Origin of the sequence: Rhizobium sp. OAE497 (genome assembly GCF_040546565.1) — a bacterium.
Classification (GTDB): domain Bacteria; phylum Pseudomonadota; class Alphaproteobacteria; order Rhizobiales; family Rhizobiaceae; genus Rhizobium.
Map to the genome: position 1 here is coordinate 3,910,815 of NZ_JBEPOA010000001.1, position 13,368 is coordinate 3,924,182.

Below are 13,368 nucleotides of genomic sequence, written 5' to 3' on the forward strand. Positions count from 1 at the left end.
GCCCCCGGGCAAGGATGTTTTATGACAACGATTATTACAGTTCGAAAAGGCGGCAAGGTGGTCATGGCTGGCGACGGTCAGGTGAGCCTTGGCCAGACCGTCATGAAGGGCAATGCCCGCAAGGTTCGGCGTATCGGCAAAGGTGGCGAAGTCATCGCCGGTTTCGCCGGCGCCACCGCCGATGCCTTCACGCTACTTGAGCGCCTCGAGAAGAAGCTGGAACAATATCCGGGCCAGCTCATGCGCGCAGCCGTCGAGCTCGCCAAGGACTGGCGCACAGACAAGTACCTGCGCAATCTCGAAGCCATGATGCTCGTCGCCGACAAGACCGTGACGCTTGCCGTCACCGGCAATGGCGACGTCCTGGAACCGGAACACGGCACGATGGCGATCGGCTCGGGCGGCAATTTTGCGCTCGCAGCCTCGCTTGCCCTGCTCGATTCCGACAAGTCGGCGGAAGAGGTCGCCCGCAAGGCGCTCGATATCGCCGCCGACATCTGCGTCTATACCAACCACAACATCATCGTCGAAACGCTCGATGCCGATGGCTGAGGACGGACCCCGTTACCATTTTCGAGACGTCGAGGGCAGGGACCTTTCCCTGCTGGGACAGTGGCTCGCCGAGCCGCATGTCGCGAAATGGTGGGACGGGGATCCGCAGGCGAGTGCACAGGAGATCCTAGAGGCGGTCGAGAGCATCGAGACGCGGCCGATGATCGTCGAGCTGGAAGGACGGCCGATCGCCTATCTCCAGCATTACGATCCGCATCTCGAAGACGGTCATCCCTATCAGGACCAGCCGAAAGGCACGCTCGGGCTCGATATTTCCATCGGCATCCCGGCGCTGATCGGCAAGGGTCACGGCAGCGCGATCATTCGCCAGATCGCGTCTGAGCTTTTCGCCGGAGGCACGAAAAGGATCGTCATTGATCCGCATCCGGAAAACCACGCGGCGATCCGCGCCTATGAGAAAGCCGGCTTTCGCTATCTCGACACAAGAACATCCATCTATGGTCCCGCCCATTTCATGGTGCTGGACGCAAACCAGGAAACGGATTTGCAATGACCAACTTTTCTCCCCGTGAGATCGTATCCGAACTCGATCGTCATATTATCGGCCAGCACGACGCCAAGCGCGCGGTGGCAATTGCGCTGCGCAATCGCTGGCGCCGCCAGCAGCTCGATGAGAGCCTGCGCGACGAAGTCATGCCGAAGAACATCCTGATGATCGGCCCGACCGGGGTCGGCAAGACCGAAATCTCCCGCCGTCTCGCCAAGCTCGCCGGTGCGCCCTTCATCAAGGTGGAAGCCACCAAATTCACCGAAGTCGGTTATGTCGGCCGTGATGTGGAGCAGATCATCCGCGATCTCGTCGAGATCGGCATCGGCCTAGTGCGCGACAAGAAGCGCGCCGAGGTCGAATCCAAGGCGCATATGAGCGCCGAAGAGCGCGTGCTCGATGCGCTGGTCGGCGCCACGGCGTCGCCCGCCACCCGCGACAGCTTCCGCAAGAAGCTCCGTAACGGCGAGCTCGACGACAAGGAAATCGACATCGAGGTTGCCGATAGCGGGTCGGGCATGGGCGGTTTCGAAATCCCCGGCATGCCGGGCGCCAATATCGGCGTCCTGAACCTCTCCGATATGTTCGGCAAGGCCATGGGCGGCCGCACCAAGAAGGTGCGCACGACCGTCAAGGCCTCCTATACCGATCTGATCCGCGATGAATCCGACAAGCTGATCGATAATGAAGTCATCCAGCGCGAGGCCGTTCGCTCGGTCGAGAACGACGGCATCGTCTTCCTCGACGAAATCGACAAGATCGCCGCCCGTGATGGCGGCATGGGTGCCGGCGTCTCCCGCGAAGGCGTGCAGCGCGACCTGCTGCCGCTCGTCGAGGGAACGACGGTCTCCACGAAGTATGGTCCTGTTAAGACCGACCATATCCTGTTCATCGCCTCGGGCGCCTTCCACGTCGCCAAACCGTCGGATCTTCTGCCGGAACTGCAGGGCCGCTTGCCGATCCGCGTCGAGCTTCGTCCGCTCAGCAAGGAGGACTTCCGTCGCATCCTGACCGAAACCGAGGCGAGCCTCATCCGCCAGTATCGCGCGCTGATGCAGACCGAAGAACTGAGCCTCGACTTCACCGACGATGCGATCGATGCGCTCGCCGATGTCGCGGTTCACTTGAACTCGACGGTCGAGAATATCGGTGCCCGCCGCCTGCAGACGGTGATGGAGCGCGTTCTGGACGAAATCTCGTTCAACGCGCCGGATCGCGGCGGCAGTGCCGTGACCATCGACGCGAATTACGTCCGGGAGCATGTCGGCGATCTCGCCAACAACACCGACCTCTCGCGCTTCATCCTTTAAATTTCTCAATGCGCGAAATGCTTTGCGTTCCGCGCAAGAGATTTTGATGGTCAAACCCTCGACAGCGGGCCTTTTACTTTCTAGTGAAAGGCCCGTTTTCTTTGCTGGCGCGGGCTTTATTCGGACAAGATTGTGGTCCAGTCACGCGCTCGCAGCCAGGGACCATGAACTCGACAGGATAGCGGATCGTGCGACGCCTTTTGACATGCCTTCTCATTGCCGTTGCGGCTTTCACTTCGGCACCGGCCTATGCCATGCAGACCGTTCCGCCGGGCAACCGCAACGTCGAGCAGCCGCCGATCCCGGGCGCTTCCGTCCGCCGTACCAAGGGTACCAAGACCACCTTCGACCGTAAGTACGAGAAGGTCTACGAGCTCCTGTCGAGCGATCACGAGCTGATGGGCAAGATCCGCAAGACGGCGGCCGCCTACGGCATCGAGCCGATCCACATCATCGGCGCGCTGGTCGGTGAGCACACCTACAATGTCGACGCCTATGACCGCCTGCAGTCTTACTACGTCAAGGCTGCCTCCTATGCCGGCGAAAGCTTCCGCTTTGCCTATGACGGCGAGGATGTCGACACCTTCATCGACCGCCCGGAATTTGCCGGATGCAACGGCAAGAGCGATTCCTACCAGCTCTGGAGCTGCCGCGAGGATGTCTGGGAAACCGACTTCCGCGGCAAGACGGTTGGCGGCAAGAAGTTTCCCGACAATCGCTTCAGCGCCGTATTCTTCCAGCCTTTCTATGCGGGGCAGACCTTCGGTCTTGGCCAGATCAATCCGCTGACGGCGCTGATGCTGTCTGATCTCGTCACCCGCGTTTCGGGCTATCCGAAGCTCAGCGAGAAGGATGCGAGCGGCGTCTACAAGGCGATCATGCAGCCGGATATTTCTCTGGCCTTCGTCGCTGCATCGGTCAGAACCTCGATCGACGACTACAAGCGGATTGCCGGCATGGATATCTCGGATAATCCGGGCCTGACGGCGACGCTCTACAATGTCGGCAATTCCCGCCAGCGTGCCGCAGCCCTTGCAGCGAAGAACCACGGCGGTGCGACAGTTTGGCCGGAAGAGAACTATTACGGCTGGCTGATCAACGACAAGCTGGACGAGTTGAAGGCCCTCAACTAGTCTTCTGCCTTGCCGGGAAGGCGTAAATCTTCCACGAAAGGCTGCAATATCATGGACATGCGTCCTGATCCCTTCGTTCCACCCGCGCCGGTGCCGCGCACCGTGCCGCCGTCGCGGCTGGAAATCATCCGGACCATCCTGCGCAATCCGCTGGAGCTGTGGGGCGAGCCGTCCTACACGCTGCCCTGGATCAAGACGCGCTTCTTCCGCGACAGCACGATTATCGTCAATGATCCCGGCCTCATCAAGTACGTGCTGGTCGACAATGCCTCGAATTACCGGATGTCCGATATCCGCCAGCTGGTGCTGCGGCCGATCCTGCGCGATGGTCTACTGACTGCCGAGGGGCAGGTCTGGAAGCGCTCTCGCAAGGCCGTCGCACCCGTCTTCACCCCGCGGCACGCCAAGGGTTTTGCCGGGCAGATGCTGCGCCAGTCCGAGCTCTACGCTGAAAAGTACGAGGGTGGCGGCAGCTTCGATATCGCCACCGATATGACCGAGCTCACCTTCGCGATATTGGCTGACACGCTGTTTTCCGGCGAGATCGCCTCGTCATCGGACAATTTCGCCGATGACGTCAATTCGCTGCTGCATCGCATGGGCCGCGTCGATCCGATGGATCTGATGCGCGCGCCGTCCTGGGTGCCGCGCGTGACCCGCATCGGCGGTCAGAAGATCCTCGATCAGTTCCGTAACATGGTCCACAAGACCATGGACTTGCGCCTCGAGCAGATGCGCGCCGACCGCGTTGCCGCCCCTGAGGATTTCCTGACGCTTCTGCTCGAGCAGGCCGGTCCCGACGGCCTGACGAACGAGGAGATCGAGGACAATATCCTGACCTTCATCGGCGCCGGGCATGAGACGACGGCCCGCGCGCTCGCCTGGACACTCTATTGCATCGCCAACAGCCCGCATATCCGCGACGCGATGGAGGAGGAGATCGATCGCGTTCTTGCCAGTGGTGCGGAGCCGGTCGAATGGCTCGATCTGATGCCGGTGACGAGGGCTGCCTTCGAGGAAGCGCTCCGGCTCTATCCGCCCGCACCCTCGATCAACCGTGCCGCAATCGCCGATGACAGCTGGACCGATGCCAAGGGCGAGCGTGTCGATATCCATGCCGGCATGACGGTCTTGATCATGCCGTGGACGCTGCATCGCCACGAACTCTATTGGGAAAAGCCGCGCGCCTATATGCCGGAGCGTTTTCTGCCCGAAAATCGCGGCAAGATCGGCCGCTTCCAGTTCCTGCCGTTTGGCGCCGGTCCGCGCGTCTGCATCGGCGCGACCTTTGCACTGCAGGAGGCGGTCATCGCGCTGGCGGTGCTGATGAAGCGTTTCCGCTTCGATATTACCGAGAAAACCAATCCCTGGCCGGTGCAGAAACTGACGACGCAGCCGCAGAATGGCCTGCCGATGCGGGTCACGCCCCGCACTCTTTCCGGTCAGGCATAAATCTTTCTAACTATTGCAGAATTGACTATGAATGAAAGCCGCGCAAAGTGGCAGCATGAAACGTATGCCGTCCGCCGGAGGAACATCACATGAGTAGAGTTGAAAAGCAGGGTCTCCAGATCGAAGCCGTCCTTCACGACTTCCTGGTCAAGGAGGCGCTTCCGGGCCTTCAGGTGGATGGCGAAACCTTCTTCGCCGGCTTCTCGAAGATCGTCCACGATCTGGCACCGAAGAACCGCGAGCTGCTTGCCAAGCGTGACAGGCTGCAGGCCGAGATCGACGGCTGGTATCGCAAGAACGGCGCGCCTGCCGATCTCGACGCTTACCAGGCCTTTCTGAAGCAGATCGGCTACCTGCTGCCCGAGGGATCGGACTTCAAGGTCTCGACCAGCAATGTCGACGCCGAGATCGCCTCGATCGCCGGCCCGCAGCTCGTCGTTCCCGTCATGAACGCGCGTTATGCACTGAACGCCGCCAATGCGCGCTGGGGCTCGCTTTACGATGCGCTCTACGGCACGGATGCCATTCCGGAAACCGATGGCGCCGAAAAGGGCAGGGGCTATAATCCGAAGCGCGGCGAAAAGGTCATCGCCTGGGTTCGCGACTTCCTCGACGGCGCGGTTCCTCTTGAGGGCGGTTCCTGGAAGGATGTCGGAAGCCTGAAGATCGACGGCGCAAAGCTTACGATCGCCGATGTAGACGGCGAGGATCTGCCGCTGAAGGATGCCGCACATTTCGCCGGCTACCGTGGCAGCGCAGCCGCTCCGACGCATGTTCTTCTCAAGAACAACGGTATCCATATCGAAATCGTCGTCGATGCCGGAACGGCGATCGGCAAGGCCGATCCTGCGAATATTTCCGACGTCTGGCTGGAATCGGCGATCACGACGATCATGGACTGCGAGGATTCGGTCGCTGCTGTCGACGCCGAAGACAAGGTTGTCGTCTACAGGAACTGGCTCGGCCTGATGAAGGGCGACCTGCAAGAGGAAGTCACCAAGGGCGGCTCCTCCTTCATCCGCAAGCTCAATCCCGACACCGATATCACCGCACCGGATGGCTCGACCTTCGAGCTGCACCGCCGCTCGCTGATGCTGGTGCGCAATGTCGGTCACCTCATGACCAATCCGGCCATTCTCGATCGCGACGGCAACGAAGTGCCTGAGGGCATCATGGATGCCGTCATCACCGGCCTCATCGCTCTCTATGACGTCGGTCCCAAGGGGCGCCGGAAGAACTCGCGCGAAGGGTCGATGTATGTCGTCAAGCCGAAGATGCACGGACCGGAAGAGGTCGCCTTCGCCGTCGAGATCTTCGGCCGCGTCGAAGAGCTGCTCGGCATGCCCCGTAACACCATGAAAATGGGCATCATGGACGAAGAGCGCCGCACGACGGTCAATCTCAAGGAATGCATCCGCGCTGCCGCGGAGCGCGTCGTCTTCATCAATACCGGCTTCCTCGACCGCACCGGCGACGAAATCCATACCTCGATGGAAGCCGGCCCGATGATCCGCAAGGGCGACATGAAACAGGCGGCCTGGATCTCGGCCTACGAGAACTGGAATGTCGATATCGGTCTCGAATGCGGCCTCTCGGGCCACGCTCAGATCGGCAAGGGCATGTGGGCCATGCCGGACCTGATGGCTGCGATGCTGGAGCAGAAGATCGCCCATCCGAAGGCCGGCGCCAACACCGCCTGGGTGCCATCGCCGACGGCTGCGACCCTGCACGCGACGCATTATCACAAGATCAACGTCGCCGACGTTCAGCGCGGCCTGAAGGATCGCCCGCGCGCGAAGCTCTCCGACATCCTATCGGTGCCGGTCGCGCCGCGCCCCAACTGGACGCCGGAAGAAATCCAGCGCGAGCTCGACAACAATGCGCAGGGTATCCTTGGCTACGTCGTGCGTTGGGTCGATCAGGGCGTCGGTTGCTCCAAGGTTCCCGACATCAACAATGTCGGCCTGATGGAAGACCGCGCGACGCTGCGCATCTCCGCCCAGCACATGGCAAACTGGCTGCATCACAAGGTGGTCACCGAGCCTCAGATCATCGAAACGATGAAGCGCATGGCCGCCGTCGTCGATCAGCAGAATGCCGGCGATGCCGCCTACACGCCGATGGCCGGCAATTTCGACAATTCCATCGCTTTCCAGGCCGCCGTCGATCTCGTGCTCAAGGGCCGCGAGCAGCCGAACGGCTATACCGAGCCGGTCCTGCACCGCCGCCGTCTGGAGCTGAAGGCCGGTTAACCGGCCTCAGCTTTAACCGCCCAAAACAAAAAGGCCGCCGGAGGAGCTCTCCGGCGGCCTTTTTCGTGCCGTATAGGGCAAATAGCTTACTGGATAACGATGACCTTCGAGGTCGAACGGCCCGGACGGACGCGGCTGTAGAGGTCGATGACGTCCTGATTCATCAGGCGGATGCAGCCCGAAGAAGCGGCGGTACCGATCGAAGCCCATTCCGGCGTGCCGTGCAGGCGGAACAGCGTGTCCTGGCCCTTGTCGTTGAAGAGGTACATGGCGCGGGCGCCGAGCGGATTGGTCAGGCCCGGCTCCATGCCGTTCTCGACATACTTGGCGATTTCGGGACGGCGGACGGCCATTTCCTTCGGCGGGTGCCAGTTCGGCCATTCCTGCTTCCAGGCAACGTATGCGGTGCCGGCCCATGCGAAGCCGGCCTTGCCGACGCCGATGCCGTAGCGCATCGCCTTGCCGCCCGGCAGGATGTAGTAGAGGTGGCGCTCGCGCGTGTTGACGATGATCGTGCCGGGACGCTCATCCGTTTGGTAGCTGACGATCTGGCGGCGGAATTCCGGCTTCACGCGCTGGATCGGGATTGCGGGGAGCGAGTATCCGGCATCCGAGGTAACGCCGTAGGCGTCATCGAAAATCTGTGCCGTCTGAACAGTCGGGCCAGCAGCAGCCTTGTCTTCGACGGAAGCGCTTTCGGTGCTGGTAGAGCAACCGGCCAGGGCGAGTGTTGCCATCAGGCCGAATACAGGGAATGCATTGCGGATGCGCATGGATGTCTCTTAAGTTTTGGGCAATGTGGGAGGATGCTTCGAACCATCTTTGATTATGGTTTATTTTCGATTAACTTCGGCTTTGCAAGATGCTGCATCGCGACAAAAGTTACCCGCAGCGGCAAATTAAAAGCGCATGGCTTTTTTGCAACAACAAGCACCCTCTCCCCACGGTTATCCATGACGATTTTGAGTGTTTACAATAACAATCCGTTAATAGATGGCCGGCAATCGGACAGAGCTATGCTCGTGCGCCGCGGGACTCAGATTTTACTTCACGAGATGCGCCATGCCCTGCTTCCCGAGTTGCCCTTGGCAAGCGGCCGGCGCGCCGACCTGATCACGGTATCGGACAAGGGCGAGATCTGGATCATCGAGATCAAGACGTCGATCGAGGACTTTCGCGTCGATCGCAAGTGGCCGGAATATCGCGCCCATTGCGACCGGCTGTTCTTCGCCACACACAAGGATGTGCCACTCGATATCTTCCCTGAGGACTGCGGCCTGTTTCTTTCGGATGGTTACGGCGCGCACATGATCCGCGAAGCGCCCGAACACAAGCTCGCGTCCGCCACCCGCAAATCGGTCATGCTGAATTTCTCGCGCGCTGCCGCCCAGCGGCTGATGATGGCCGAATGGGCGAACGGCAAGCCGCTCGCCATCGACGACGTCTGAGCTTACTTCGGGGCGCGCTTGGCGAGGATGCGCTGTAGGGTGCGGCGATGCATGTTGAGCCGGCGAGCGGTCTCCGAAACATTACGCTCGCACATCTCGTAGACCCGCTGGATATGCTCCCAGCGAACGCGGTCCGCTGACATTGGATTGTCAGGCAGTTCGGCCTTTTCGCCCGGCCGCTGCGTCAGCGCTGCAAACACGTCGTCGGCGTCGGCAGGCTTAGCCAGGTAATCGACGGCACCGAGCTTCACGGCCGTTACCGCCGTCGCGATATTGCCGTAGCCGGTCAGAACGATGATGCGGGTGTCGTCGCGGCGCTGGCGGATCGCCTCGATGACGTCCAGTCCGTTTCCATCGCCGAGCCGCAGGTCGACGACCGCATACTTCGGCGGATGGGCCTTGGACTTGGCCACGCCCTCGGCAACCGATTCCGCCGTCTCCACATGGAAGCCCCGCGTCTCCATCGCCCGCGCCAGACGGCGCAGGAACGGGCCGTCGTCATCAACGATAAGCAGGCTCGCATCCGGGCCGATGTCGTGTTCGCCGATGGCAAGGGTTTCGCTGTCTTGTTCCGTCATTGTCTCTGATCCCGGCGGTTCCCCGCCCTGAATATCGGTCGATTGCTCAAAACTTCATTAGGCCGATAAAGTCACTTTGTCGAATGCGCGTCAATCAGCATGCGCGGCCACTCGACGCGGATACGGGCGCCCGCGCCTTCCGGTTCGCGGTTCTCGAAGACCAGTGCGGCGCCGGAGCGCTCCAGCAGCGTCTTGGCGATGAAAAGCCCAAGTCCCAGGCCTCCCGCCGTATCTTCCTTCTGCCGCTTGGTCACGTAGGGTTCGCCGATCCGTGTCAAAATGTCCGGCGCATAGCCGTTGCCATCGTCTTCTATGACAATCAGGACACGACGATGGTCATGTTCGACGGTTATGGTCACTTTCTCGCGAGCATAGTCGACGGCGTTCTCGATCAGGTTTCCGAGGCCATAAAGGATGCCGGCATTGCGCTCGGTCACCGGCTCGCCCTTGCGCGGGCTTTTCTCGATCAGCTCCAGCGCGATCTGGGATTCGCGATAGGGCTCAAGGATCTCCTCGATCATCGACGACAGCGGCAGGCGGCGCATATGCGCGTCACCCTCGGTCGACATGCTGGTCAGCCGTTTCAGGATGTCGCGGCACCGTTCGCTCTGGCTGCGCAACAGCTGCACGTCCTCGCGGAACCGGTCGTCGTCCTTCAGCTCGCGCTCCATCTCCTTGGCAACGACGCTGATGGTCGCGAGCGGCGTGCCGAGCTCGTGCGCGGCGGCCGCAGCAAGACCGTCCAGCTGCGACAGATGCTTTTCGCGCTGCAGCACCAGCTCGGTGGCGGCGAGCGCATCGGCCAGCTGGCTCGCTTCCATCGATACGCGATAGGCGTAGAAGGCGGCAAAGGCCATGGTCGAGGCGATCGAGCACCAGACGCCGAACTGCATGACATTATGGACATTGATCTCCACGCCATCGAACCACGGAAGCGGGAAGGGCGAGAAGGCGAGGATAGTGATGCAGACCATCGCAAACAGGATCAGCGCCGTGCTGTAGCGGATCGGCTGCGAGGCAAAGGAAATGATGACCGGCACGCAGACCAGCGCCGCAAATGGGTTCGCCAGTCCGCCGGTAATGAAGAGCAGTGCCGATAGCTGCAGCAGATCGAGCCCCAGCAGCGCAAAGGCAGCCGGCGCCTCCAGCCGGTGCGTCGGCGGGTAGCGGATCGTCAGGTAGAAGTTGACCCAGGCAAGTGCTGCAATCAGCGAGCAGCTGGCAATCAGCGGCAGGGGAAATTTCAGCCAGAAGGCAACGATGAAAACAGTCACCGCCTGACCGGCGACCGCCAGCCAGCGCAGCCTCACGATCGTCTGCAGGCGAAGCCGCCGGCTGCTGTGTCTGTCTTCCTGCGTCTTGCTGTCGGCGTCGTCTACCATCGTCATGTCCTTATGTACCACGCGGCTTGGCGCGTGTCGTCGGCAGTGCCTCTTCCGGCCGCTCCGGCCAGGGATGTCGCGGATAGCGTCCGCGCATCTCGGCGCGCACGTCCTTCCAGGAGCCCGCCCAGAAGCCCGGCAGGTCGCGCGTCGTCTGGATCGGCCGGTGGGCGGGAGAGGTGAGTTCGAGCAGCAGCGGCAATCGCCCGCCGCCGATCGCCGGATGATCCTTCAGCCCGAACAGCTCCTGCACCCGGATCGTCAGCAACGGCTCTTCACCATCATATTGGATCGGATGGCGCTGCCCGGTCGGCGCCTCGAAATGCGTCGGCGCCAGTTTTGCCAGGTCGCGCTGCAGCGCATGGGGAACGAGGCTGATCAGCCCGTTCGACAGCGATCCGGCGCTGATATCGGCAATACCACGGACATCCGCCTGGAACGGCACGAACCAGTCGTCGAGCCGCTCGAGCAGCGCTTCGTCGCTCATGTCGGGCCAGGGCTCGCCGATCGTTCTATAGAGAAAGCCGATCCGCTCGCGAAGCTGAGCCGCTTCCTTGGAGAAGGGGAGGGTCGCAAGCCCGAGCTGCCGGATGCCGTCGGCGAGCGCCTTGGCTGTCGCCGCGCCGCTTGGCCGGGGAAGGGGCGTCTCTTCGAAGACGATGGCGCCGAGCCGCGTCGCCTTGCGTGCTCGTACCTGCCGGCTCGGCAGATCGAAATAGGTCTGCTCGCCCGTCTTGATCGCCCCCGGCAGTTCCGCCTCGACATCGCCGCGCGTAATCTCGGCCGCCGCAAGAATGCGAGCCTGCGCCGCCCGCCCCGTCAGGTCGGCGATCACAAGCATCTGGCTGCCCGCCAGCCGCTCTGTTTCCGCAAGCTCGCCGCCGCGGCCATTTGCCATCACATAGCGGCCCCGCGCGCCGCGCTGCAGGGCGATGCGATCGGGAAAGGCATGGATCAGCAGCTGTCCGGCCGTTGGCGAGGCCGTCGATTTCACCTTGTCGAGCCCGCTTACCAGCCGCTGCGCCAGCCGCCGGGCGGATTCCGCCCGCTCGCCCTTCTCCGTCTTGAACCGGCGCAGCCGCTCCTCGAGATCGATGCTGGCGCCGCCTAATCCCTGTTCGGTCATCAGCACCGCAAGCAGCGCTGCCTCGCGGGCATCGCCATGTTCTCCGGCCGAAACCACCATCGCCGCCAGCCGCGGTGGCAGCGCCATCTCGCGCATGGTCCGTCCGCGCTCGGTCAGGCTGCCGTCGGCGGCGAGCGCCCCGAGATCGATCAGCAGCGACCGTGCCTCGGCAAGTGTGGCCGCCGGCGGCTGATCGACGAAGGCAAGCGTCTTCGGATCCTGCACACCCCAATGCGCCAGATCGAGCACCAGCCCGGAAAGGTCGCTGGAGAGGATCTGCGGCGGGGTGAAAGCGGGAAGGGCGGCCGTCTGCCCCTGATGCCAGAGGCGCAGCGCAATGCCTGGTTCGGTTCGTCCGGCGCGTCCGGCCCGCTGATCGGCCGAAGCCCGTGATACCCGCACCGTCTCCAGCCGGGTGATCCCGGTCGACGGCTCGAAGACGGGGAGCCGCTGCAGCCCGCTGTCGATCACCATCCGCACACCGTCGATGGTAATCGAGGTCTCGGCGATCGAAGTCGCCAGCACCACCTTGCGCGTCCCTGCCGCCGCCGGCCTGATCGCGGCGTCCTGTTCCTTCTGGCTGAGATTGCCATAGAGCGGCGCAATCAGGGTCGAGGCGCCAAGCCGTCCCTCCAGCCGCTCGGTCGTCCGCAGGATTTCCGCCTGCCCCGGCAGGAATGCGAGGATCGAGCCGGTCTCAGTGGCATGATAATCGAGGATCGCCCTGGTCACTGTATCCTCGATCCGCTCGCCGCCCGGCCGGTCCTGATAGCGGATATCGATCGGAAAACCCCGTCCCATGCTTTCGATAATGGGGGGATTATCGAGCAGCGTAGCGACCCTCTCGACATCGAGCGTCGCGGACATCACAAGAATCCGCAGATCGTCGCGCAATGCGCCCTGCACGTCGATCGACAGCGCCAGCCCGAAATCGGCATCCAGCGACCGCTCGTGGAACTCGTCGAAAATGACGGTCGAGACGCCCGAGAGTTCGGGATCGTCGAGAATCATCCGGGCAAACACCCCCTCGGTCACCACCTCGATCCGCGTCGCGGCCGAGACGCGGTTGTCGAGACGCATGCGGTAGCCGACGGTCTGGCCGACGCTTTCGCCGAGCAGCGAGGCCATTCGGCTCGCCGCAGCGCGGGCTGCAAGCCGGCGCGGTTCGAGCAGGATAATCTTGCCGTCGCCACGCCAGGACTGCGCGAGCAGGAAAAGCGGCACCAGCGTCGTCTTGCCCGCGCCCGGCGGAGCAGACAGTACTGCACGCCGCTGGCTTTCGAGCGCCGCCCCGATATCGGAAAGCACATGGGAAACCGGCAGTACCGGCAGGGAAGCGATATCCATTCTCTCCAGCGATCGTTTCAGGCGCGGCGCAAGGCTGCGGCGCGCAGGACTATTGGCGCGAAATTAGCGATCGGATGCCATTCCGCAAGCCGCTGTGGCAAGTCCCGGATGCGCTTCCTATATATAGGGCAGGCGGAAAGCCCGCCCGATAATGCCTGAAACTGCTTCGCTCCCGGGATTCTCCAGCGATCCCTGGAGGCATAAGTTCGTGGCAGGACCAAAGTCCGCAAATCCCTTTGCAAAATCAACCTGTTACAAAAATGTCAAAAAACTTGGATTT

11 protein-coding genes are annotated in these 13,368 nt (G+C 62.2%); 7 read left to right on the forward strand and 4 right to left on the reverse strand.

Annotated elements, in window-relative coordinates; translation table 11 throughout:
* Nucleotides 1–21: 21 nt before the first annotated feature.
* The 6 genes from hslV (at nt 22) to ABIE40_RS19490 (ending at nt 7,207) form a co-directional block, all read left to right on the forward strand.
* A complete protein-coding gene (hslV, locus tag ABIE40_RS19465) occupies nt 22–552 on the forward strand; it encodes an ATP-dependent protease subunit HslV (protein WP_199628055.1) in 531 nt (176 codons plus the stop codon).
* Nucleotides 539–1,066, forward strand: coding sequence for a GNAT family N-acetyltransferase (locus ABIE40_RS19470; protein ID WP_199628056.1), 528 nt, complete (start codon nt 539–541; stop codon nt 1,064–1,066). The genes hslV and ABIE40_RS19470 overlap by 14 nt, the downstream gene beginning before the upstream one ends.
* Nucleotides 1,063–2,370: an ATP-dependent protease ATPase subunit HslU gene (hslU, locus tag ABIE40_RS19475; RefSeq protein WP_199628057.1), complete on the forward strand. Its 1,308-nt coding sequence runs from the start codon at nt 1,063–1,065 to the stop codon at nt 2,368–2,370. The genes ABIE40_RS19470 and hslU overlap by 4 nt, the downstream gene beginning before the upstream one ends.
* A gap of 188 nt (nt 2,371–2,558) precedes the next feature.
* Nucleotides 2,559–3,503, forward strand: coding sequence for a DUF1402 family protein (locus ABIE40_RS19480; RefSeq protein WP_025555302.1), 945 nt, complete (start codon nt 2,559–2,561; stop codon nt 3,501–3,503).
* 51 nt (nt 3,504–3,554) lie between these two features.
* On the forward strand, nt 3,555–4,955 hold the full coding sequence (locus ABIE40_RS19485) for a cytochrome P450 (protein WP_199628058.1): 1,401 nt from the start codon (nt 3,555–3,557) through the stop codon (nt 4,953–4,955).
* Between the two features lie 89 nt (nt 4,956–5,044).
* Entirely contained in the window at nt 5,045–7,207 is a 2,163-nt protein-coding gene (locus ABIE40_RS19490; protein ID WP_199628059.1) for a malate synthase G, read from the forward strand.
* 86 nt (nt 7,208–7,293) lie between these two features.
* On the opposite strand, the gene ABIE40_RS19495 is transcribed toward ABIE40_RS19490, so the two are convergent.
* Nucleotides 7,294–7,980 carry a L,D-transpeptidase gene (locus tag ABIE40_RS19495; RefSeq protein ID WP_025555305.1) on the reverse strand — a complete coding sequence of 229 codons (687 nt, stop codon included), beginning with the start codon at nt 7,978–7,980 and terminating at the stop codon, nt 7,294–7,296.
* Between the two features lie 180 nt (nt 7,981–8,160).
* Between ABIE40_RS19495 and ABIE40_RS19500 the strand changes: the two genes are divergently transcribed.
* Nucleotides 8,161–8,655, forward strand: a complete 495-nt coding sequence (locus ABIE40_RS19500; RefSeq protein WP_199628072.1) for an MmcB family DNA repair protein — start codon at nt 8,161–8,163, stop codon at nt 8,653–8,655.
* Nucleotides 8,656–8,657: 2 nt separating this feature from the next.
* On the opposite strand, the gene ABIE40_RS19505 is transcribed toward ABIE40_RS19500, so the two are convergent.
* From ABIE40_RS19505 to hrpB, 3 genes are all read right to left on the reverse strand, one after another.
* Nucleotides 8,658–9,233: an ActR/PrrA/RegA family redox response regulator transcription factor gene (locus ABIE40_RS19505; RefSeq protein ID WP_025555307.1), complete on the reverse strand. Its 576-nt coding sequence runs from the start codon at nt 9,231–9,233 to the stop codon at nt 8,658–8,660.
* Nucleotides 9,234–9,304: 71 nt separating this feature from the next.
* Nucleotides 9,305–10,615, reverse strand: a complete 1,311-nt coding sequence (locus ABIE40_RS19510; RefSeq protein WP_025555308.1) for an ActS/PrrB/RegB family redox-sensitive histidine kinase — start codon at nt 10,613–10,615, stop codon at nt 9,305–9,307.
* 10 nt (nt 10,616–10,625) lie between these two features.
* A complete protein-coding gene (hrpB, locus tag ABIE40_RS19515; protein WP_199628060.1) occupies nt 10,626–13,088 on the reverse strand; it encodes an ATP-dependent helicase HrpB in 2,463 nt (820 codons plus the stop codon).
* Nucleotides 13,089–13,368 lie beyond the last annotated feature (280 nt).

Bases quoted from the DNA above. Each gene is read 5' to 3' on its own strand.
- hslV (WP_199628055.1), top strand. From the start codon at position 22: ATGACAACGATTATTACAGTTCGAAAAGGCGGCAAGGTGGTCATGGCT.
- ABIE40_RS19470 (WP_199628056.1), top strand. From the start codon at position 539: ATGCCGATGGCTGAGGACGGACCCCGTTACCATTTTCGAGACGTCGAG.
- hslU (WP_199628057.1), top strand. From the start codon at position 1,063: ATGACCAACTTTTCTCCCCGTGAGATCGTATCCGAACTCGATCGTCAT.
- ABIE40_RS19485 (WP_199628058.1), top strand. From the start codon at position 3,555: ATGGACATGCGTCCTGATCCCTTCGTTCCACCCGCGCCGGTGCCGCGC.
- ABIE40_RS19490 (WP_199628059.1), top strand. From the start codon at position 5,045: ATGAGTAGAGTTGAAAAGCAGGGTCTCCAGATCGAAGCCGTCCTTCAC.
- ABIE40_RS19495 (WP_025555305.1), bottom strand. From the start codon at position 7,980: ATGCGCATCCGCAATGCATTCCCTGTATTCGGCCTGATGGCAACACTC.
- ABIE40_RS19500 (WP_199628072.1), top strand. From the start codon at position 8,161: ATGACGATTTTGAGTGTTTACAATAACAATCCGTTAATAGATGGCCGG.
- ABIE40_RS19505 (WP_025555307.1), bottom strand. From the start codon at position 9,233: ATGACGGAACAAGACAGCGAAACCCTTGCCATCGGCGAACACGACATC.
- ABIE40_RS19510 (WP_025555308.1), bottom strand. From the start codon at position 10,615: ATGGTAGACGACGCCGACAGCAAGACGCAGGAAGACAGACACAGCAGC.
- hrpB (WP_199628060.1), bottom strand. From the start codon at position 13,088: ATGGATATCGCTTCCCTGCCGGTACTGCCGGTTTCCCATGTGCTTTCC.